Here is a 22,581-nt window from a genome sequence, read left to right as displayed (position 1 = left end):
CTGGATGACGGCAAATCATGAATCAGCTCGCGAATGCCTTCGGATGGGACCATCCCGACACGCTCAAGGAGTGCTTCCGGCGCAGCGGGGCCACCGAGCCACTGCGGGCCTGGATCGGGCCGTTGCCGCTGTCGGGCGCGGTGATCGTGCGCTGGACCGCCGACGGCGCCGACACCGCGGTCCGCTCCATCGTGCCCCACCCGGACAGCTATCGCATCGCCATCCAGCTCGAACCACAGCAGTCCGAAGTGTGGACCGACGACGCCCGCGTCTGGAGCGGCGTGATCGGCGCCAACCGCTTCCGCGTCTGCATGCCGGGCGCCACGGGGCGCTGGCGCCGTTTAAGCGGCTGCGACATCGTCAATATCTTCATCCCGACGGCGACCGTGCGCGCCATGGCCGCGACTGGCGGCCATAGCCTTTCCACCCTGTCCAGCAACTGGATCGCGCCGGACCGCGTGGTCATGGACCTGACCCTGAAGCTGCTCGACGCCGACACGCTGGCTGGCGCCTGGGCACCGCAATTCCGCGACCACCTGACATCGGCCCTGGTGGCCTATCTGCTGCAGCAGCACGCGCAGTTGCCCGCCGCGTCCGCCACGGGCAGCCTGGCGGGTTCGCGGCTGCAGAAGATACTGACGTATATGGCCGAACGGCTGGCCGACGAAATCCCCGTGGGCGACCTGGCCGGCGCCTGCGCGATGAGCGAGTCCCACTTCTCGCGCGAATTCCACAAATCGGTCGGCATCCCGCCGCACCAGTACCTGATGAAGCTGCGCATCGAGCGCGCGCGGGAAATCCTGACCGCCAGCGACGCCCGCATCATCGACGTCGCGCTCGACCTCGGCTTCTCCAGCGCCAGTCATTTCTCGCGCGCCTTCGCGCGCCGCTACGGCATGGCGCCGGCGGCCTTCCGCCAGCTGGCGCGCGAAGTGCCGGCCGAGGTGTGTGCGGCTGCAGTTTGAAAGCGTTTTTTTGCTACTTCCGCAGGATTTGACGCGCAAGCTCCGCCTGGACATCTCAAGATCCAGGCTGCCAGCTTCTATAAGGCGCCAATAAAAAGGGAGACCAGAGACATGCTTCAAATGAAACGCATCCGACTCGCCATGCTGCTCGCATTTGGCGGCGCGGCCATGACATCCGCCCTGCCCGCGCTCGCCGGCGGACAAAACCAGCCGCAGGAAGGCCAGGACAAGGAGGCGACGGAGGTCCAGCGCGTCACCGTGACCGGCTCGTCCATCAAGCGCATCGCCGGCGAATCCGCACTGCCGGTCACGGTGATGAAGGCCGATGAATTCGTCAGCAAGGGCATGACCACCATCGAGGAAGTGCTGTCCTCGGTGTCGGCCAACCAGCAAACCACCGTCGGCAGCACCAGCATCGGCTTCGACGGCGGCGGCAAATCGTCGGCCAATCTGCGCGGCCTGGGCGACGACCGCACGCTGGTGCTGCTCAACGGCCGCCGCCTGGCCAACCATCCCTTCGACGGCAGCAGCGTCGACCTGTACGCCATCCCGTTCGCGGCGCTGGACCGGGTCGAAATCCTGCGCGACGGCGCCTCCCACATCTACGGCACCGACGCCGTGGCCGGTGTGATCAACTTCATCACCAAGCGCTCGTTTACCGGCGTCTCGGCCACCGTCGAAGCCGTCGTTCCGCAGCAGACCGGCGGCCGCGAAAAGCGCGGCAACGTCACCGGCGGCTTCGGCGACCTGGAACAGGACGGCTACAACGTCTTCGGCGTGCTCGACCAGCACGAACAGCGCCGCGTGCGGTCGATCGACCGGCCCTACTCGTCGACCGGCATCCAGCCGGCCTTCGGCATCAACAAGACCAGCGGCACCACCTTCCCGGCCAACTTCTTTTCCGCCAGGGGCATCACCGGCAACCCGCGCTACGCGAGCGGCTGCCTGGCGCCGGACACGGTGCCGCAAGCGGGCAACGGCACCACCGACATGGGCACCTGCCGCCAGGATTACGCGCGTCTGGTGGACGACGTGCCAGAAACCCGCCAGACCACCGCCTACGCCAAGGGCGCGCTGCGCTTCGGCGCCTACGGCCTGGCCACGCTCGACTACCTGCATTCCGAGAGCGAGAACATCAGCCGCATCGCGCCGCCACCACTGACCGGCCTGACGATGCGCGCGGATAACCGCTGGTATCCGGGAGGCGTCGGCGGCACGCCCGCCGTCGGCGGCCTCACCGGCGAAGACCTGACCATCAACTGGCGTCCGCTGGAGGCGGGGCCGCGGACGTCGAAAAACCTCGGCCTGTCCGACCGTGTGGTGCTCAACCTGGAAGGCTCGGCCTTCGGCTGGGACCTGACGGGCGGCGCCAGCTACGCGCAAACGCGGGTCACGCAGGATTTCACCGGCGGCTATGTGAAGGACGCGCTGATCCAGCCCGGCATCGCAGCCGGCACGCTCAATCCCTTCGCCGCGCAGGACGCCCAGGGCGTGGCCTACCTGCACGACGCGCTATTGATCGGCAACGCCCTGACCGCCAAGGCGAAGAACGCCGGCATCGACGTGCGCGCGACGCGCGACCTGATGGCACTGCCCGGCGGCGCCCTGGCGCTGGCGGTCGGCGCCGAGCATCGCAGCGAAAATTCAAGCTATACCGTCAACCACGCGGTGGTCGACCAGGCGGCCATCTATCGCGCCACCGCGCTGTTCGGCGTGAAGGACCAGGATGCCTCGCGCAAGCTCTCGGCCGTGTACGCCGAACTGGTCGCCCCGCTCCACAAGACGCTGGAACTGCAGTTCGCCGCCCGTTCGGACCGGTACAGCGATGCCGGCAGCACCGTCAATCCGAAGATCGGCCTCCGCTACCAGCCGGTGAAGCAGGCCATGTTCCGCGCCTCGGCCAACACCGGCTTCCGCGCGCCGACCTTGTATGAAATGCACTCGCCGGTATACGACACCTACACCGTGGGCGCCTACGACGACCCGGTGCTGTGTCCCGGCGGCGTGGCCAAGACCGGCGTCAATCCGCTCACCGCATGCCACTCCATCCAGCCGGGCAAGAGCGGCGGCAACCCCGAACTGCACCCCGAGAAGTCGCGCTCGTATTCGTTCGGGGTGGTGCTCGAGCCGCTGAAGGACCTGACCGCCTCGCTCGACTACTGGCACATCAAGGTGACCGACGGCATCGGCGCCGCGCTGACCGAGGCCGAGCTGTTCGCCGATCCCGACAAATACCGCGACCGCTTCCACTACAACGCCAGCGGCACCGCGCTCGACTACGTCAACCTGTCCTCGCTGGCCAATCTGGGCATCCGCAAGGGAAGCGGGGTCGACGTGACGCTGCAATACCGCTTCCCGCAGACATCGGTAGGCAGCTTCGACACCTGGTTTAACGGCACCTACGTCACCAGCAATATGTGGCAGCTGACACCGGACGTCGCGCCGTTCGAAAGCATCGGCGTGTACAACGGCGCCACGCGCTGGAAACACAATCTCGCCCTGCGCTGGATGAACGGCCCGTGGAGCGCGACGCTGTCGCAACGCTATACGTCGGGCTACACCGACCAGAACGCGGTGGCCGCGCAGTATCAGCGCGACGTCTCCGCCTATTCGCTGTGGACGCTGTCCGGCGCCTACACAGGCTTCAAGAACACGACTGTCACCGCCGGCGTCAAGAATCTGCTGAACAGCGACCCGTCGTTCTCCAACCAGAACGCCAATCCGCAAACCGGCTACGATCCTCGTTTCGCCGATCCGATCGGCCGCGCCTTCTATATTCGATTGACCCACAAATTCTGATTATGAAAAACTACCTGTTCAAAGCATCCGGGGCGCTCGCCGCCCTGGCCTGCGCGGCCTGCGCGCATGTGGACCTGATCAAGGCGCCGCCATCGCGTTTCGGACTCGATCCCTTCTACGCACAATATGCCGACGCCCAGGGCATCCCCATCATCGGCTCGCGCCAGGTTCCCGAGGCGGCGATGCTGGCCGCGCGCGACATCGTGATCGCGATGCTGTCGTACCGCCACGACGTGCGCGACGAGCTGGTGCGCCAGGGCGCCCGCGTCGGCGTCATGGCGATCACGGAAAACACCACTGACATACCGGAACAGCGAGACTGGAAAAAGCCCGCCATCGACGACCCCAGGCTGACCAAGTGCGAAGTGCGGGACTATGCGAAGACGATCGGCCTGCAGACGGACCGCCAGTATTGGGACGCGCGGTCGCGCGGCATGGGCGGGCTGTACACCACGGGCGCCGCCGAGAACATCATGGGTGTGCCGAAGACGCGCTACTACGGCGAGAACATCCTGGTGCACGAGTTCTCGCACAACATCATGGGCGCCCTGCGCACCACCGATCCGCAGCTCATCGCCCGCCTTGAAACCGCTTATGCAAAGGCCAAGGAAAAGCGTCTGTGGCAAGGCGCCTACATGGCCAACACCCTGGAGGAATACTGGGCCGAGGGCACGCAGTTCTGGTTCAACTCCAACAAGGCCTACATCACGGACACGCTGACGATCGTCAACGACCAGCACTTGCAGGCCCACGACCAGGAGCTATACGCCATCCTGTCCGAAGTCTACGGCACCAATCACCATATAGCGGCCGACGTGTTCTATATGCACCCGGCCCGCATGGACAGCGCGCACGTGTCGCTGGACACCTCGGGGAAAGCCAGGGACGACTGCTACTCCTGAGACCCGCCGGGTCAGTGCTTGAACTCCCGCCGCAGGTCCTCCAGCGTCGACGCGATATGGTCATGCATCATGGCCGCGACCACGTTGGCCTTCCCCTGCGACCACAGTTTAAGCATGGCCAGATGCTCCTTGTGCGCCCGGTCCTCGCGCCCTGCGGGCTCCAGGTGCTTGCGGGCATAGCGTTCGGAGATGATGTTCAGGCGCTCGATCATCTGGATGGTCAGCGGACGGCCCAGCGGCCGCACCAGCGACATATGAAAGTCGCGGTTGCGGCCGCCCACCTGATCCTTGTTCGAGATCATCGCCTCATCGAGCGCATCCAGCGCGCGCCTGGCCGCAGCCTTGTCCTCCGGCGTGGCGAGCTTGGACGCCTCCGCGACCGCATCGGGCTCCAGCTTCAGGCGCAGCGCGTAGACCTCTTCCGCCTCGTCCGCGCTCAAGGGCCGCACGAAATAGCCGCGATTGGCATGGGACACCAGCAGGCTTTCCTGTTCGAGCCGCGCCAATGCCTCCCGCAGCGGGATTTTACTCACGCCCAGTTCGGCCGCCAGCGCATCCTGCCGGATGGCGACGTCCGGCGGAATCCGGCCGGCGATGATGCGTTCACGAACCAGCGTGAAGATTTGTTCGGAGAGTGTTCGGATTACAAGGCTCATGCTCCAGCAACCATTCGAATAAAGTATACGAATTATACGCACACTGATTCGGATGGCGAAAAAAATCCGGCCGTCTCCATAGAAGACGGCCGGATCGTCAGCAACGCTTATTTGAAGCTGTAGTCCAGGCTGACATACACATAACGGCCGCGCGGATCGCCCCAGCTGTCGTTGTAGCCCAGCGAGGAACCGGGATCGAAGGCCGGATCGCGGTTGAACACATTGTTGGCGCCGACGCGGATCACCGCGTTCTTGATGCCGGAATAGCCCAACGACATATCCATCGTGGCGATGGCCGGAATCCGCCGCCCCTTGGCATAGAAGTCATACCATTGGTTCTGCACCGCGGACGGCGAACGATCCACCTTGGTGCCGGCCACGTACTTGACGATGCCGGTGGCGCTCCACGATCCCAGGTCCCAGTTCACACCGACGTTCGCCAGCACGCGCGGATTGCCGTACTCGCCGGCGTCGCACGAGGTGTTGTTCGGACAGTTGATGTAGACGTTATCGGCCAGCAGCACCGTGTCGTAGCGTATCGTATAGTTGGCGTCGCCGAACACCTTGAAGCGGCCCAGCCGGTCCGTGCGGAAGGTGTAGGACGCATCCAGATCGATGCCCGAGGTGTGCGACTGGAAGCGGTTGACCCAGCCGGTCTTGAGGTTGGACAGCTCGCCGCGCAACGGCCCCAGCCGCGCCCGGTCCGCCGCCGACAAGGCTGCATAGGCCGCGATATCGTCGGCCGTGACGGCGTCGCGCGTCACGTGCGACTTGTAGGCGCCATCTTCGTTATCCAGCACGGTGGTGCTGTCGAGGACGTCGATCTTGTTTTTCCACTTGATATCGTAATAGGTCAGGCCGATGTTCAGGTCCTTGAGCGGTTCGATGACGAAGCCGATGTTGTACTGGTTCGACTTCTCCGGCTGCAGATCCTTGGTGCCGACGTTGGACGTCTTCACGTAACGGGTGCAGTAGGTATCGAAATACACATCGCCTTCGACGCAGCGGTGCGGGTCCTTGGTCGGCGAGAAGGAATCCCTGCCCTCGCTGAAGCGCTGCGGCAGCGACGGCGCCACCATGCCGGTGCTGTAGTTGGCACGCAGCATGAACGCCTTGGTAGGCGCCCACTTCAGGCCAAGCTTGGGATTGGTGGTGGCGCCGGCCAGCTCATATTTGTCGTAGCGCACGGCGGCCTGGGCCTCCAGCGTCTTCAGCAACGGCAGGCTCAGCTCCGCATACACGGCCGACAGCTTTTCCGAGCCCGAGATCGGCGGCAGCACCGCGTACTGGCCCAGCAGGCCCTGCTGCCAATCCTGCGACGGCGTGTACGACAGCGAATTCTTGCGCAGCTCGGAGCCCAGCGAGACACCGATCTTCCCGCCCGGCAGCTCGCCGAACTCGGTCGCGGCCTGCACCTTGATGGAATCGGTTTTGCTGCGGGTCTTCACATACATCTCGCCCGACAGCTCGCGGATCAGGGCGTCCGAATTCTTGTTCACGCCGAAGGGATTGAAGCGCCCGTCGTCGACCGCCTGGTTCAACTCCTCCAGCTTGTAGGCGCCCAGCGTATCGGTGCGGCCCCGCTCCTCGCCGTGCGACAGCGTGGCCGACCAGTCCCAGCCCGCCAGCTCGCCTTTGAGGCCGGTGAGCAGCCAGAGGTTGTCGACGTTGGTCTTGATGCCGCCCTCGTAGACCGGGAAATCGCGCCGCACCGTCACCGGCTTGCCATAGGTGTTGAAGGGATTCGAGGCCGGGATGACCAGGTTGTTGCGCGCGCGGTTCTGCAACCAGGACGACTGGCCGACGATGCGCTTGTCGAAGTTGGTGAAGAAGGCGTTGGCGAACAGCGTCAGGTCCGGCGCGATGTCCCAGTTCAGCGCGGCGGTGGCACCGGCGCGGCGCGACGGCTTGACCAGGTCGGTGAATTCCGCGGTCGCCGACAGGCAGCCGTTGCGGGTCGGCGATGGGAACCATTCGGCGCCGCTCGGATACGGCAGCTTGGAGCCGGGCAGGCATTCCGGGTCGGCAAAGCGGTTGCCGCCGATCGACAGCGTGCCGGCATCGGTGCCGTGGGCACCGTATACATTGGCGTACTGCAGGCCGCCGCTGGCGCCGAAATCGATATGGTTGGCCCAGTCGCGGTCGGTGCCCTTGATGCGCTTGGTGTCCTCGTACATGGCCGCGTAGGTCAGGTTGAATTTCTGCGTGGCGCGGTCGCCGTAACCGCCCGCCACCGACAGCTTGCGCACATCGCCGCCGCCCAGCGTGGTGGTGCCGTAGCTGGTGCTCAGGTCCACGCCCTGGTAGTTCTGGCGCATGATGAAGTTGATCACGCCACCCACTGCGTCGGTGCCGTAGATGGCCGAGGCGCCGTCCTTGAGCACCTCGATGCGCTCGATCGCCGCCAGTGGCAGCATGTTCAGGTCCACCGAGGTGAAGCCGTTGGAATCGTCCGAGCCGGACACCGGCAGGCGGTTGCCGTTCAACAGGATCAGGGTCGGCATGCCGCGCAGGCTGGCCGTGGTGGCGCCGTTGCGGAAGTCGTTGCCGCCGCCGAAATCGCGGCCGTTGCCGCCCACCGACGGCAGGTTGCGCAGCACGTCCAGCACCGAGGTCGCGCCCGAGCGCTTGATATCCTCCTTGGTGATCAGGGTCATCGGCGAGACGCCCTCCTGCGCAATGCGTTTGATATTACTGCCGGTGATTTCCACCCGCTCCATCTTGGCATCCGGTTGCTCCTGCGCCAGCGCCACTGTCATGGCCTGGGCCGACAACAAAGCCAGCGCCACCTTCACCCAGCGCACACCTATTTTTTCCTGAAACATAATGCTCGTCTCCTAGTGATGACGTCCCCCATCGACAGTGCGGGATCGTAATAAAACTGCCGGTTTGCTTCGATCGCGTGCTCAACGAGGCTATCGAATCGCAACAGAGCTTACGTGTCCCCGATGAGGACGTCTTGGCAGTCTTGGCACTGGAAACAATCGAAATCGGCACAACCGCGGCCGAAACGAAGATGGCTCCCGAAGGAGCCATCCATGAACACCACTTGCAAAAGCGGCCGGAACTAGACGATCCGCAGCGCGAAGGCGTAAGGCAGCGCCGGCGCGGCGGCCGGCAGCGTCACCTGCAGGCCGCTCACCGATTGCTCGAATGCCAGCGACTTGCTGCCGCCCACCAGCTCGACCCGCGCGATGCCCTGTTTCAGGTGCGGGCTGCCGGCGCGCATGGCCTTGATCGTCACCTTGCCGTCGGCCGGCCAGCCCAACACGAAGGCATACACCGCATCGCCCTTGACGGTGAAGCGCACGTCGGCCGCCGAGAACGGCTTGTTCTTGCCCTCGTTGAAGCCCGCGCCCGACATCGGCGCCGAAGCCTCCTCCATCACCGGGCCCTCGCCGAATACCGCCCACGGCCGGCTGTCGTAGATGCCTTCGCTGTTGACCGCCATCCAGCGGCCGATTTCCTCGACGATGGCCTGCTCCAGCGGATCGATGGTGCCGTTGCCGCGCACCGGCACGCTGAGCAGCAGGTTGCCGTTCTTGCTGACCACGTCGATCAGCGTGTGCACCACCGTCTGCGCGCTCTTGTACGACTTGTTGTCGTAGATGCGGCGGTCGTAGTGCCAGCTGCCGATGCAGGTGCAGGTCTGCCACGGCAGCGGCTCGATGGTGTTGCTCTGGCCGCGTTCGATATCCCACACCATGGTCTTGCGCTGCTGCTCGCTGAGGATCTTGCCGTTGACCACGGCCTCCAGCTTGCCCTTCCTGGCGATGCTGCGGTTGTACATGTGCGCGGTCAGGCGCAGGCCGACGTCGCTGACCGGCGACAGCGGCAGCTCGGTGTCGTCGAAATACACCAGGTCGGGATCGTAGTTGTTGATCAGCTCCATGGTGCGGTCGTAGAACTTCTCGCAGTACGCCTGGTCCGGGATGGACGCGCCGTTACCCCAATGCCATTGATCGCCGCCGCTCTTGCTCAGCGGATGGTTCTGCACATACAGCGCCTGCGGATCGAGTCCATCCCACCACTTGCCCTTGCCGTCGGCCTTGGTCATGCGGCCATCGTAGGGCACACCGGCGTACGGGCCGTTCTTGTCGGCGCCCTGCGCCGTCTCGTACCAGGTCCATGCGTGGGCCGCGTGCACGCTGACGCCGAAGCGCAGTCCCTGCTTGCGGGCAGCCTTGGCCCAGCCGCCGATCAGGTCCTTCTTCGGACCGACCGTGGTCGAGTTCCATTGCGGCTGGTACTTGCTGGCGTACAGGTCCAGATTGTCGTGGTGGTTGGCCAGGGCCACGAAGTATTTCGCGCCGGCTTTCTTGTACAGCGCCACCAGGGCGTCGGGATCCCAGCGCTCCGCCTTCCACTGGTGGATCACGTCCTTGAAGCCGACCTTGGACGGGTGGCCGTATTTCTCCAGATGGTAGCGGTAGTGATCGCTGCCCTCCTCGTACAGGCCGCGTCCGTACCAGTCGCCATGCTCTGCCTCGCATTGCGGGCCCCAGTGCGCCCAGATACCGAACTTGGCGTTGCGGAACCAATCCGGGGTCTGGTATGCCGCCAGCGAATTCCAGTCCGCCTTGAAGGGGCCGGGCGCCATGGGCTCATGGCCGCCGAACGGCGCCGCGTTGGTGGCGTAGGTAAACGGGGATAGCGCCAGGGCCGGAATGGCCGCGCCCAGGTGCCGCAATAATTCTCGTCTCTTCATTATTGGTTCCATCATCAAGTTGGGAAAGCCTGCGCGCATTGTGCTGGCCGCCCCATGTCGGTGCAATTGCGAAAACCAACATTGCGCGTCATAAAATCAGGCAACCCGGCCAGTTGTCCACGCAGGGGAGAATGATGAGAGAAAGGATTTACTAAGGTGCGAGTATGGCCTACAGTACATCCGCGTTTTTTATTTAGATGGAGCTGACGCCAATCGCGCCAGGCGCCCCTCGTCCTCGATACATACGCGCGACAGCCAGGCTCGCAGTGGACGGTCATACCATCTGGACAGCGCCCACGCCAGCAGGGTCACGCCGCAATACAGTACAACGACCATGGCCGTCAGCAGCGGCTTGCCTGGATGGGTCGACCAGTTCCAGTGCGCGAAAAGATAGATGAAGGGATAGTGGACGATGTACACCGGATAGGACAACTCCCCCGCTATCCGGCAAACGCGTCCCACCCAACCCGCCATGGGTGCGGTGCTGGCGCCGGCCATCAGCACGAACGGAAACACCAGGATCACGCAGCCGGCTTCGAACAGCCAGTTGACGCTGCCCACCAGCATCGGCGTGACGAACACCCCGACCAGCAGCAGCGACAGCAGCAAATACGGTGCCGGCAGCGAGACCCGCAGCCGCATCCTGTACACAAGCAGCCCCAACAGGAACGGGCAAGCCAGCCGGATCGGCGCGACCCAGAAATGGCCCCATCCCCAGCCGTAGCCGAGATTGCCGAAATGCCTGGCCGTCAGCAGCAGCGCCAGCGCACTGACCAGGCACAACGTCACGTGGGTCTTGCGTCCCAGGCGCGGACCGTACAGGACATACAGCACGTTGCCGAGGTATTCCTGGCACAGCGTCCACGCAGGGCCGTTGACGGAATGCGTTTCGCCGAAATAATTGGGCAGGGTCGGCGCCGGCAGCAACAGCACGTTGAGCGCGAAGGTGAGCACCAGCATGCCCAGCGACAGCTTCGCGCCGACCCTCTGCGCCTCGCCGACAAAGGGATCGAGCAGGTAGACCACCACGCCGATCGCCATCGCGGCCAGCACCATCGGGTGCAGCCGGATCAGGCGCCGCTGGAAGAAGCCTGCCACCGACAAGCCCTGCCCGCCGCCGCCGTGCTGCGCCAGGCGGTCATCGTAGGCATGGCCCTGCACGAAGCCGGACAGGGCAAAGAAGAAATCAACCGCCAGGAAAGTGTGAGCAAAAGGATTCTGCTCCGGGCCGGGCACCAGCATTTCCCAGATGTGAAACAGCACCACGCTGAAGGCCGCCGTACCGCGCAGCCCGTCCAACACCTGGTAGTGCGGCTTCATAGCGGCGCTGCGGGGACGGCACCGGAACCGCCCTGGCGGAAGATGTGCTGGGCGTAGTGGTACAGATTGTCCGCCCAGCTCTCGCGGTCATGACCGTGCTCGTCCACATTCCAGACGTGCGCGATGCCGTGCTGCTTCAGATAACGATGCAAGGTCTGCGAACCGTCGATCAGCCCGTCCTGGTTGCCGCACGACAGATACAGCAGCCGCGGCTGGGCGTGTCCGCTCCCAGGCAGCAGCGCGGCCGCCGCCTTCAGGTTGGGCGCCGCCGAGAAGGCGCCGACCCAGCCAAAGGTGTCCGGATGGCCCAGCCCGATGTTCAGCGCCTGGCCGCCACCCATCGACAGTCCGGCGATCGCTCGTTGCGCCTCGCCGGCCAGGGTCGGATACTTGCTGTCGATGGCCGGCACCAGCACCTCCGGCAACTCGCGCTCGAACGCCGTGAAGCCGGCGATGTGCGCAGGCGTGAAGGTGCGGTCGCCGGGCGGCGGGCGGTCGTCGGCCAGGGCGCGGCCATTAGGCATGACGACGATCATCGGCACCGCCTTGCCGTCGGCAATCAGGTTGTCGAGGATGGCCTGCGCATGCACGTAGCCGCGCCACTCGTCGTGGTTGCCGGCGATGCCGTGCAGCAGGTACAGCACCGGGTAGCGCCGCTGCGGCGTGTAGCCGGCCGGCAAGTAGACATTGGCCTTGCGCCGCGTGCCGGTGATGCCGGACTCGTAGCTGAATTCCTCGATCCGGCCCTGCGCCACGCCGGGCCGCACCTGGTCGAACCCGGCCGGCGCGGCGGCAAAGGCCCGCACGTCGTCGGCCGCCAGCACCACAGGCTGGGCCGGGCGCGGTTGATTGAGCAGGCGCTCGATGTCGGGGCGCATCGCGGCGGCCCAGATCCGGTAACCCTTTTCCGACAGATGCAGGAAGTCCGGCTGGTTCTCGGCCGACAGCGTGCCGTCGGCGCCGATGAAGCGGGCGCCGTAATTGTGGAAGAAGACGTGCTGGCCGTCGTCCAGCGTCGCCACCATCTTGTCGAGCGCGACGATGCGCTGGCGCACCGGCTCATCGGGCTTGGCGCCCGACGGCAGCACGGCGTTGAGCAGGATGCGCGCCGCCGGATACTGCGCGCGCAGCCGGCCAACCACGGCCTGGATGCCGCCGAAGACCTGCTCCGGCGTTTCGCCGCACAAGTTGAAATTGTTCACGCCGATCAACAGCACCACCACCTTCGGCTGCAGGCGCGCGATGGCCGGATCCTGCAGGCGCCACAGCACGTTGCCGGTATTGTCGCCGCCGATGCCGAAGTTGGCCGCCTTCATCTGGCCGAAGTTGGCGTCCCACACCGGCTTCGACCACATCTCGGTGATCGAATCGCCGAGGAACATCACGTCGATGTCGCCCTTCGCGGCCCGCGCCACCTGATCCGCATGCATGCCGCGCCAGCGCTCGATCGACATCCACGGGTACTCGACCGCGCGCGCCGCCGGTGTCAGGGCGCACGGCGGCAGCGGCTGGGCTGCGGGCGTATCGGCGGCAAGGGCGCCATGGACGGTCAGGGCGGTCATCAACAACAGGGCCAGGCGGCTGGACATGGGGGGCATCCTTTTTTATTTCGGTCAATTGCAGCGATTTTGCAACCCGCACCGCGCCATATCAATTATGAAAATCACCAACCTGCACAGTGTTTCTTGTCAACCCCGCCACAACGGCTGAGTTACCCGTCACAATAAGCGCCAGTAACTTCCGGCTACCGCTGGACACGACGGACAGCGACTCCAGCGCGACTGTCCGCATTTGAGACTTAATCTTCATACCGACTTCCTAATGAACACATTCTCGGCACTTGATACCATTGTTTTTCTTGTCTACTTCGTCATGGTGGCGGGCTACGGCCTATGGGTTTACCGGCGCAAGCAAGCCGGTTCCGGCCTCGCCTCGCATGACTACTTCCTGGCCGAAGGCTCGCTGACCTGGTGGGCCATCGGCGCCTCGCTGATCGCCTCCAACATCTCGGCCGAGCAATTCATCGGCATGAGCGGCTCCGGCTTCCGCATCGGCATGGCCGTGGCCGTCTATGAACTGATGGCCGCCGCCACGCTGGTGATCGTGGCCGTGTTCTTCATGCCGGTCTACCTCAAGAACCGCATCTACACGATGCCGCAGTTCCTCGAACAGCGCTACGGCAAGGCGGTCGCCACCACCATGGCACTGTTCTGGCTGGGCCTGTACGTGGTGGTCAACCTGACCTCGATCCTGTACCTGGGCGCGCTGGCCATCAGCAGCCTGTCGGGCATCGCCCTGCTGCCTTGCATGCTGTTCCTGGCCGTGTTCGCCGCCATCATCACCCTGGGCGGCATGAAGGTCATCGGCTACACCGACGTGGTGCAGGTCACCTGCCTGGTGGTCGGCGGCCTGGTCACGACCTGGCTGGCGCTCGACATGGTGGCTGCACTGAGCAGCAAGCATGGCGCGCTGCAAGGCTTCTCCGAGCTGTACAACAGCGCCCGCGGCCACTTCGACATGGTCCTCAAGCGCGACAATGCGAACTATATGGACCTGCCGGGCCTGTCGGTACTGCTGGGCGGCATGTGGATCGTCAACCTGAACTACTGGGGCTGCAACCAGTACATCACCCAACGCGCACTGGGCGCCGACCTGCCGACCGCCCGCAAGGGTCTGCTGTTCGCGGCCTTCCTGAAGCTGCTGATGCCGGTCATCGTGGTGCTGCCTGGTATCGCCGCTTACGCGCTGGACAAGTCCGGCGCGCTGGGCGACGCCATGAAGGTCGGCGGCGAAGTCAATCCCGACCGTGCCTACCCTATCCTGCTGGGCCTGCTGCCATCGGGCTTGAAAGGCATCGCCTTCGCCGCGCTGACCGCCGCCGTGGTCGCTTCGCTGGCCGGCAAGGCCAACAGTATCGCCACCATCTTCACGCTCGACATCTACAGCAAGCTGTTCAACAAGACCGCCAGCGAACAACGCATGGTATGGATCGGCCGCGTCAGCGTGGTCGTGGCCATGGCACTGGCCGTGCTGATCGCGCCGATGCTGGGCATCGACAAGAAAGGCGGCTTCCAGTACATCCAGGAATACACCGGCTTTGTCTCGCCTGGCATCCTGGCCATGTTCCTGCTGGGCTTCTTCTGGAAAAAGACCACGTCCGGCGCAGCCATGTTCGCCACCCTGGGCGGCCTGGCCGGTTCGATCCTGCTGAAGTTCCTGCCGACCATGACCGACCTGTCCTTCCTGGCATCGATCGGCTTCTCCAAGGACAACGGCAGCGGCGTGTTCGAGATTCCTTTCCTCGACCGCATGTTCATCGTGTTCTGGTTCGTGGTAGCCGGCATGGTCGTGATCAGCAAGATGGCCGAAGCACGCCGCGCGGCCAACACCCGCCACCTGCACATCGACCACAGCCTGTTCCGCGTCGATGGCGCTTTCGCCTTCGGCTCCGCCGTGATCTGCGTACTGCTGGCCACGATCTATACGGCCTGGTGGTAAAACCTATGTGAAAGGAGGTGCTCGCCCAGTCTGTGCAATGCCTGTTCTTGAAACACAAACATAACACTTAAATTTAAGGAGATATGTCTTGAGAACAAACACCATCCTGAGTACCTTCTTTCTGGCACTGACCGCCGCCGGTTGCGGCGGCGGCACTGCCGACACCGCAGGCACCGGCAACAAGCAAGCCGCCCGCCTGCAGCTGGGCGGCAAGCCAGCCCCCACCTACCCCAGCTACAACACCAGTCCTCAGCCTGCCGATCTCAACGGCATGGCCAGCGACGCCGTCACACTGGCCACGCGCATCAAGGCCGGCTACAACATCGGCAATACGCTGGAAGCGATCGGCGGCGAAACCAACTGGGGCAATCCCGCGATTTCGCTGCAGCAGATCCAGCTGATCAAGCAAAGCGGCTTCACCGCCGTGCGCCTGCCCACCTCCTGGGACCAGTACGCCAACCAGACCACGGCCAAGATCAGCGATGCCTGGCTGGCCCGCGTCAAGCAGGTGGTCCAGTATTGCGTCGACAACGGCCTGTACGTCATCGTCAACATCCACTGGGACGGCGGCTGGCTCGACAACAACATCAACGCCACCGCGCAAGCCTCGGTGAACGCCAAGCAGAAAGCGTATTGGGAACAGATTGCCACCGCCCTGCGCGGTTTCGACGAGCACCTGATCTTCGCCAGCGCCAACGAACCGCCGGCCGGCGATGCGACGCAGATGGCCATCCTGCTGTCCTACCACCAGACCTTCATCAACGCGGTGCGCTCGACCGGCGGCAAGAACGCCTACCGGACGCTGGTGGTGCAAGGTCCGAAGACCGACATCGACACCACCTACAACCTGATGAACACCATGCCCAGCGACAGCGTGCAGCGCCGCATGATGGCCGAGGTCCACTACTACACGCCGTACCAGTTCACGCTGATGGATGCGGACCAGAGCTGGGGCAACCAGTTCTTCTACTGGGGCGGCGCCTACCACTCGACCACCGATACGGCCCACAACGCGACCTGGGGCGAGGAAGCCGACCTGAACGCCTACTACGCCAAGATGAAGACCAAGTTCGTCAATCAGGGCATACCGGTGGTGATCGGGGAATTCGGGGCGATGCGGCGCAGCGGCCTGTCCGGCAGCGCCGACCTGCAGCTGCACCTGAACTCGCGCGCGTATTTCCTCAACTACGCCAGCCGGCAAGCGGTGGCCAACGGCATGATGCCGTTCTATTGGGACAATGGGGCGACGGGCAACAACGGCTGGGCGATCTTCAATCGCTGGACCAACACCGTGGTTGACCAGCAGTCGCTCAGTGCATTGATCCGTGGCGGAAACGGGCTGGGCCTCTGACCCAGCCTTGATGCCTGACAACGCGGCCCCTGCACCAGGGGCCGCTTTTCTTTCTAGTACGTGTAGCGCATCGACACCGTATAGCGCGGCCCGGTGGCGAACCTTCCTTGGTCTCGGTGGTCTGGGTCGACTTGTGCTTCGACTGCTGTACTTGGACCAGTCCGCCATCGACGGCCCGCCCTTGCCGTCCTGCGGCGCCAGCTCGGCGGAAATGAAGGGGTAGCGCGCCGCGTTGCTCAGCTTGAAATCGAAGTGCAGGCGCTCCTGCTGCGCGTCGATGTGCACGGTCGACGCACCGCCCTGGACGATGTCCGAATATTCGGCGGCGTGCCAGCGCACGCCGTCTTTTTGCGCCGGCAACAGCACCAGCGACAGATAGCTCCGATCGACGCAGACAGCGGCCGCCAGCGCATCGACGACGATCAGCAAAATCAGCGCCAATCGCGCGGGCCGGCGGCGCCGCGCCATGCCGCTTGCGCTAGCCGTTGGCGGTACGCAGTTCAGCCGCCTCGAACATGCGGTCCCGGTAGGCGCGCGGCGTACAGCCCAGCTCGCGCTTGAACACCAGGTGCATATACTGGGTCGAGCCAAAGCCGCAGCTCAGCGCCACGTCGGCGATGCTGAGTTCGCCGCTGTCCAGGCCGGCCTTGGCGGCCTCCAGCTTGCAGCGCAGCACCATGTCATGCACGCTGCACCCCAGTTCCTGCCGGAAGTAAGCTTCCAGCGACGAGCGCGACACCCCCAGGTGCATGGCCACCTGATGGCTCTTGAGGCTCTCGCTGGAGTGCTGGCGGATATAGTGGCAAGCCCGCATCACCAGCGGATGCCCGCTGGGCTGGTGCAGGCTGGACGCGCGCACGTTGACGCCGGCCGGCGGCACCAGCACCGGCCCGTTGGCCACGCGCGCCCGGTGCAGCTTCTGGCTCAGCAGATGCGCCGCGGTGCGGCCCATCTCGTGCGCGCCCTGTGCGACCGAGCTCAGCGGTATCGGGGTGAGCATGCCCACCAGCGGGTCGTTGTCGATGCCGATCAGGGCCACCTCCCCCGGCACCGCGATGCCGGCCATGTTGCATGCTTGCAACAGCTGGCGCGCGCGGGCGTCGGTCACGGCGATGATGCCTATCGGCTTGGGCAGGCTGCGCAGCCAGGCAACCTGGCCGTCCAGCGCGCCGCCCCACGAGCCGGGGGTGGTGGCGCAGCCCTGGTAGATTTCCGCTTCGCTGCGGTCGTTCCACATCAGGCGGCGGAACGCGTGCTCGCGCTCCTGGGCCCAGCGGTTCTCCGGGGCCTCGGGCAGGCTGAACATGGCGAAACGCTGCAGGCCGACGTCGATCAGGTGCTCGCGGGCCTGCTTGACCAGCTGGAAGTTGTCCGTCGCCACATAGGGCACGCCGGGCGGATACTGGTCTTCGGCGGCATAGGAACCGCCCACCGCCACCACCGGCAAGGGGCAATCGGCCAGGGCCGCCGCCACGCCGGGATCATCGAAATCGGCGATGATGCCGTCCCCCTGCCAGCTGGCGATGCCGGCCAGGCGCAGGCAGAAATCCTCTTCCAGGAATACTTCCCAGGCCACGCGCTTGCTGCCCAGGTAATCGGCGATGCCTGCCAGTACTTCGCGATCGAATGTTTTGTTGGCGTTGAACAGCAGCGCAATCCGGTATGCTTTGGTGGTGCTCATCATGCGGACACCAGCTTGCGGCGCGACAATACGCGCGTTGGTACCTTGCTCATAGTCTCCTCCAGATCGTTATTTTTATACCCTCTCGGCAGTGCCGGAGCGTTCCTTAGAGAATAAGAAAATCTGCACGGAGACGGTAACGTTCAGGCTGGAATTGCTAGCAAAACGAATGTATTTGAAGGAATTATGATGATAGTGTTAGACCGGTGTGGCAGAACAGGCGCTGCGGAAAGCCTTGGGCGTGCAGCCATACTCCTCTTTGAATAGCTTATTAAAATAGGAAACATTGGCATAGCCCACGGAATAGGCGATTTCCGCCACCGTGGCCGTGCCTTTCTCGGCCAGCAGCCGGGCCGCCTCGGTCAGCCGCAGCTTGTTTAAATAGCCACTGAAAGTGAAGCCGAGCTCGTTTTTCAGGATGTCGTAGACCTTGTTGCGGTTGATCCCGGTTTCCTCGACCACCCGCTCCAGGTCCAGCTCGGCATCGGCGTAGCGGCTGGAAATGAATTGCATGAGGGCCGTGGTTTCCTTGTCCCGATGGGGCTCCAGCGACAGTTGTTGATATGCCACGAACGGCAAATCCTTCTGCAGCTTGCCTTTGACGTCGTCGATCAGGGCCTGCGCATGTTGCCTGAAAAACCAGACACCGAAGCCGCTCCAAACGACGATCAACAGCGCCCCGAGCAGCACCAGATAGCGGCGGTCGCGGCCCTTCAGACTCAGCTCGCGGATCTCCACCTCCAGGCCGACCTCGCGCGGACTTTGCGGCGTGCTGCCGATGGCGATCTTGGGCACCTTGTCGAGCTTATAAGCGTGTTGCGACAAGGCCTGCTGCGCCAGCAAAAACCACCACTGCGGCGTTTCCAGCCGCGTCAGGTCCAGTTCGATGCGCGATTCGTTCTCGTCGCAGGAAAAGTAGGACAAGGGGGCGCGGTAACCCAGAAACTCCTGCTGGTCAGAGCGCCTGCCGACAAAGGTTGGAATGCTGAGCGCCAGCGTGTTGGCCGGCGAACACTTCACCAGCAGGGAAATCGACGAATACCGCGACAGGTCGACGTGGACCGGCTGCCCTTTGCGGTCGCTGAAGTTCAGTTCGGCGCCGGCGTAGCCCTCGCCGGTCTTGGGGATGCGGAAATCGAAGCGCAGCCGCTGCTGGGCTTCATACAGGTGCAGAATGGCCTTGCCGCCGGGCCGGGTATCCCAGCTCGACTCGCCTTTCCAGGGCAGCGGACTGTCGGCCGCTGGCAGCAGCGGCGCCTGCAAATAGCTTAGTCTGACACAGATATAGCCGAGCACTACGCACGCCGCGATAAGACAAAAGCACCCGACTAGTGCTTTTTTATAAAATTCTTGCATTGAAAGCCTGGATCAGAGTAAGTGACTGTCGCGTCCGGGACGCTGGCTGCCGGTATCCGATGTTACGCGTTCGCAGATCATCTGGCAATGCGGACACGGCCAGACGGCCGTCGCAAAAAAAAGGGGCGGCCGAAGCCGCCCGAATACCACCGGAGAGGTAGTGGAGAGTACGAACAGGGACCGCCTGGTGCGCCCGGTACGGCAGCGCCGCCCCGCAATCCCTGAGACGTATTCTCCGATCCGGGCCGACCTGCCGCAATTGTCAAAAACGTTAATATGGACATGAAATTACGTAGACCCCGCAAGGCACCGCGAAATCATTGGCAGGCTTGGCAATTTTCATAATTGCGCGGCCATACCGCAGGTCTCCACAATGGCTTGCTGATTATTATGGAGACTTAGTATGTTAAAACGAACCCTGCTCTCGCTGGCGTTGTCGTACGCGACCGCCGCCGCCTGCGCGCCGGCCGCCGCGCCGCCGCCCTTCCCCACCGTCCTGTACGGCGCGGCCTACTATCACGAATACATGCCCTACGAGCGGCTCGATAAAGACGTGCAGATGATGAAGGAGGCCGGCTTCAACGTGGTGCGCCTGGGCGAATCCACGTGGAGCCTGTGGGAGCCGGAAGACGGCCGCTTCGAATACGCCTGGATGGACCGCGTCATCGACGCCATGGGCAAGGCCGGCATCAAGGTCATCATGGGCACGCCGACCTACTCGATCCCGGCCTGGATGGCGCGGCAGAACCCGGAGATCCTGGCCCGCAAGTTCAACGGCGCGCAGAACACCTACGGCATGCGCCAGAACATGAACACCGACTCGGCCGCCTACCGCTTCTACGCCGAACGCCTGATCCGCAAGATCGCTGCGCGCTACAAGGACAACCCCAACGTCATCGGCTGGCAGGTCGACAACGAGACCGGCAGCTACGGCGCCGCCAACGACGATGTGTTCGTGCGCTTCCAGCATTATCTGGAAAAGAAATTCGGCACGCCGGAAAACCTCAGCAAGGCCTGGTTCCTGAACTACTGGGGCCAGGACCTGCACAGCTGGACCGACCTGCCGCGCCCGGACGGCGCGCAGAGCACCGGCTACAAGCTGGAGTGGACGCGCTGGAGCCAGATGCGCGTCACCGACTTCCTCAGCTGGCAGGCCGGGCTGATCCGCGAATGCGCCTCGCCGCGCCAGTTCGTCACGCATGACTTCGCAGGCACCATGCACGCCGATGTCAACGAGCAAGACGTGGCGCGCGCGCTCGACACGCCGGCCGTCAACATCTACCACTGGGGCCAGCGCGAGTGGTACAACGGCGCCGACCAGACGCTGCAGGCGGACTTCATCCGCTCGCTCAAGCGCAACAACTTCCTGGTCACCGAGACCAATGCCCAGACCACCGACTGGTCCTCGTCGTTCCAGTATCCGCCGTACGACGGCCAGTTCCGCGAGGATGTCTACACGCATTTGTCCAACGGCGCCAACATGGTCGAGTACTGGCACTGGGCGTCGATCCACGCCAACCAGGAGACCTACTGGAAAGGCGTGCTGTCGCACGACCTGGAGCCCAACCGCGCCTACGCCGAGATGAGCCGCACCGGCCGCGAGCTGCAGAAGATCGGCCCGCGCCTGGTCAACCTGAAGCTGCACAACGACGTCGCCATTTTGTGGAGCCGCGATTCGCTCAACGCGCTCAACGACATGCCCTTCGCCAAGGACAACCAGTGGGGCGGCGGCGGCACCAAGGCCGACTACGGCGGGCTGGTGCGCCAGATGCACCGCGCGCTGTACGACCTGAACGTCGGCACCGACTTCGTGTTCTCGGACACGCAGGACTTCTCGGCCTACAAGCTGCTGATCGTGCCGTCGCTGTACGTGGCCGACGACGCGCTGCTCAAGCGCATCTCCGACTACATCCGCAAGGGCGGCCGCGTGGTGATGACCTTCAAGAGCGGCTTCACCAACGAGAACGCCGCCGTGCGCTGGACCATGGCGCCGGGACCGCTGCGCGAGGCGCTGGGCTTCCACTACCAGGAATTCTCCAACCTGGCCCAGCCGCTGACCTTGAAGGGCGATCCCTTCCAGGCCGGCGCAGACAACAAGGTGCAGCACTGGGCCGAGTTCCTGCAGCTCGACACGGCCAAGGCGCTGGCGTGGTACGACCATCCGTTCTTCGGCCGCTGGCCCGCCATCACGGCCAACCAGTACGGTTCGGGCAAGGTGGTCTACGAGGGCACCTACCTGTCGGACAAGCTGCAGAAGGCGGTGCTGCAATCGTCGCTGCAGGAGCTGGGGATGGTGGCGCCGGAGCGGCAGTTGCCGGCCAGCGTGCATGAGCGCTCGGGCGTCAACGGCTTCGGCCACGCGGTGCGCTACTACTTCAACTATTCCGGCGCGGCGGTCAACTTCAACTACCGCCACCAGGCCGGCGTTGACCTGCTGAGCTCACGCCACGTGAAGCCGGACGAGGCGATGACGCTGAGTCCGTGGGAACTGGCCATCGTCGAGGAAGACGGCAAGGCCGGCCCTTCCGACACGGCGAAGTAAACGGAAATAGCCCCGCGCCGGCGTTGCACCGGCGCGGGGTAATGCCGTTCATTAAGCGTGGTCGTTCCCGCGAAAGCGGGAACCCATGCGAAGCTTGTCTCGCAGGCGCCGTATAGATTCCCGCTTGCGCGGGAATGACGGCAGGCGATTCAAGCTTAACTAAACGGCATTACGGCGCGGGGCTGTTTTGATCAGGCTTTTTTGCGGCGGCTCATGAAGGCCAGCAGGCCCAGGCCGGCGCCCAGCATCGCGTAGGTGCTTGGCTCCGGCACGGCGCTGACGTCGATGTTGTCGAGCTGGTCGGCAGCGCTCGAACTCAGGCGCAGCTCACGGATGCCGTTCTGCGCCATACTCCACGTCCCCATGCCATTCAGCATGCCGATCTGCTTGCCGTCGGCCGACACCGTGCTGCCCTGCGAGGCATAGTCGAAGCCGGCCAGGTTGAAGCTGCCGCCGCCCTTGCGGGTCAGGGTCACGTAGGTGCCCTCGCCATTCTCAATGCCGTCGTGCCAGTTGTAGGTCTGCGGTTCAAAGGTGCCGGTGCCGATATTGGCCATGCCGGGCTCCGCGTTCGGTGCGTTCAAGGTCAGCAGGAAGCCCGCCTCCTCGTAGACCAGGTTGTTGCCGCTGTAGCTCATATTGGGCAGCATCTCGCCGGTGTTGCCGTACATGACCAGCTCGGCAATGCCGTCAAAGGTCAGCACGGCGGCGCCGGCGCTGCCGGCCAGCGCGCTCAGGCCCATGCCCAGCACCAGGGCGCCGACCAGCTTGTTCAATTTCATGCGATTCATTTCATTCTCCAG

At 64.2% G+C, this 22,581-nt stretch carries 13 protein-coding genes and 2 pseudogenes; 6 read left to right on the top strand and 9 right to left on the bottom strand.

The window, feature by feature from the left end; all coding sequences use genetic code 11:
- Positions 1-17: 17 nt before the first annotated feature.
- From ACEN9O_RS19950 to ACEN9O_RS19940, 3 genes are all read left to right on the top strand, one after another.
- Positions 18-965, top strand: coding sequence for an AraC family transcriptional regulator (locus ACEN9O_RS19950; protein ID WP_495613554.1), 948 nt, complete (start codon positions 18-20; stop codon positions 963-965).
- A gap of 120 nt (positions 966-1,085) precedes the next feature.
- Positions 1,086-3,764 (top strand): TonB-dependent receptor, encoded by a 2,679-nt coding sequence (locus ACEN9O_RS19945; RefSeq protein WP_495613553.1) that lies wholly within the window; start codon positions 1,086-1,088, stop codon positions 3,762-3,764.
- A 2-nt stretch (positions 3,765-3,766) separates the two neighbouring features.
- A complete protein-coding gene (locus tag ACEN9O_RS19940; RefSeq protein WP_495613552.1) occupies positions 3,767-4,666 on the top strand; it encodes a hypothetical protein in 900 nt (299 codons plus the stop codon).
- Positions 4,667-4,677: 11 nt separating this feature from the next.
- Here the strand turns inward: ACEN9O_RS19940 and ACEN9O_RS19935 are convergent, their stop codons facing one another.
- The 6 genes and pseudogenes from ACEN9O_RS19935 to ACEN9O_RS19910 form a co-directional block, all read right to left on the bottom strand.
- On the bottom strand, positions 4,678-5,322 hold the full coding sequence (locus ACEN9O_RS19935; RefSeq protein WP_495613551.1) for a GntR family transcriptional regulator: 645 nt from the start codon (positions 5,320-5,322) through the stop codon (positions 4,678-4,680).
- 107 nt (positions 5,323-5,429) lie between these two features.
- Complete coding sequence (locus tag ACEN9O_RS19930) at positions 5,430-8,147, bottom strand: TonB-dependent receptor (protein ID WP_495613550.1); 2,718 nt, start codon at positions 8,145-8,147, stop codon at positions 5,430-5,432.
- Between the two features lie 242 nt (positions 8,148-8,389).
- Entirely contained in the window at positions 8,390-10,030 is a 1,641-nt protein-coding gene (locus ACEN9O_RS19925; protein WP_495613549.1) for an alpha-L-fucosidase, read from the bottom strand.
- A gap of 189 nt (positions 10,031-10,219) precedes the next feature.
- Complete coding sequence (locus ACEN9O_RS19920) at positions 10,220-11,350, bottom strand: acyltransferase family protein (RefSeq protein ID WP_495613548.1); 1,131 nt, start codon at positions 11,348-11,350, stop codon at positions 10,220-10,222.
- Positions 11,347-12,036 (bottom strand): annotated as a pseudogene (locus ACEN9O_RS19915) (alpha/beta hydrolase); the annotation flags it as partial. The pseudogene ACEN9O_RS19915 and the gene ACEN9O_RS19920, both read right to left, overlap by 4 nt.
- A 204-nt stretch (positions 12,037-12,240) precedes the next feature.
- Positions 12,241-12,732 (bottom strand): annotated as a pseudogene (locus ACEN9O_RS19910) (GDSL-type esterase/lipase family protein); the annotation flags it as partial.
- 439 nt (positions 12,733-13,171) lie between these two features.
- Between ACEN9O_RS19910 and ACEN9O_RS19905 the strand changes: the two are divergent.
- Together ACEN9O_RS19905 and ACEN9O_RS19900 are read left to right on the top strand one after the other, a co-directional pair.
- Entirely contained in the window at positions 13,172-14,848 is a 1,677-nt protein-coding gene (locus tag ACEN9O_RS19905) for a sodium:solute symporter family transporter (protein ID WP_495613547.1), read from the top strand.
- 88 nt (positions 14,849-14,936) lie between these two features.
- Entirely contained in the window at positions 14,937-16,199 is a 1,263-nt protein-coding gene (locus ACEN9O_RS19900; protein WP_495613546.1) for a glycoside hydrolase family 5 protein, read from the top strand.
- A gap of 478 nt (positions 16,200-16,677) precedes the next feature.
- Here ACEN9O_RS19900 and ACEN9O_RS19895 read toward each other — a convergent pair whose 3' ends face one another.
- Together ACEN9O_RS19895 and ACEN9O_RS19890 are read right to left on the bottom strand one after the other, a co-directional pair.
- Complete coding sequence (locus ACEN9O_RS19895; RefSeq protein ID WP_495618506.1) at positions 16,678-17,880, bottom strand: XylR family transcriptional regulator; 1,203 nt, start codon at positions 17,878-17,880, stop codon at positions 16,678-16,680.
- 198 nt (positions 17,881-18,078) lie between these two features.
- On the bottom strand, positions 18,079-19,176 hold the full coding sequence (locus tag ACEN9O_RS19890; protein ID WP_495613545.1) for a helix-turn-helix domain-containing protein: 1,098 nt from the start codon (positions 19,174-19,176) through the stop codon (positions 18,079-18,081).
- Positions 19,177-19,639: 463 nt separating this feature from the next.
- Here ACEN9O_RS19890 and ACEN9O_RS19885 point away from each other — a divergent pair, with 463 nt between their 5' ends.
- Complete coding sequence (locus ACEN9O_RS19885; RefSeq protein ID WP_495613544.1) at positions 19,640-21,778, top strand: beta-galactosidase; 2,139 nt, start codon at positions 19,640-19,642, stop codon at positions 21,776-21,778.
- Positions 21,779-21,969: 191 nt separating this feature from the next.
- On the opposite strand, the gene ACEN9O_RS19880 is transcribed toward ACEN9O_RS19885, so the two are convergent.
- Positions 21,970-22,569 (bottom strand): PEP-CTERM sorting domain-containing protein, encoded by a 600-nt coding sequence (locus ACEN9O_RS19880; RefSeq protein WP_495613543.1) that lies wholly within the window; start codon positions 22,567-22,569, stop codon positions 21,970-21,972.
- Positions 22,570-22,581: the final 12 nt, after the last annotated feature.

The sequence above is a fragment of the Duganella sp. Dugasp78 genome, assembly GCF_059491455.1.
This window is presented reverse-complemented; position numbering and strand designations above follow the sequence as displayed.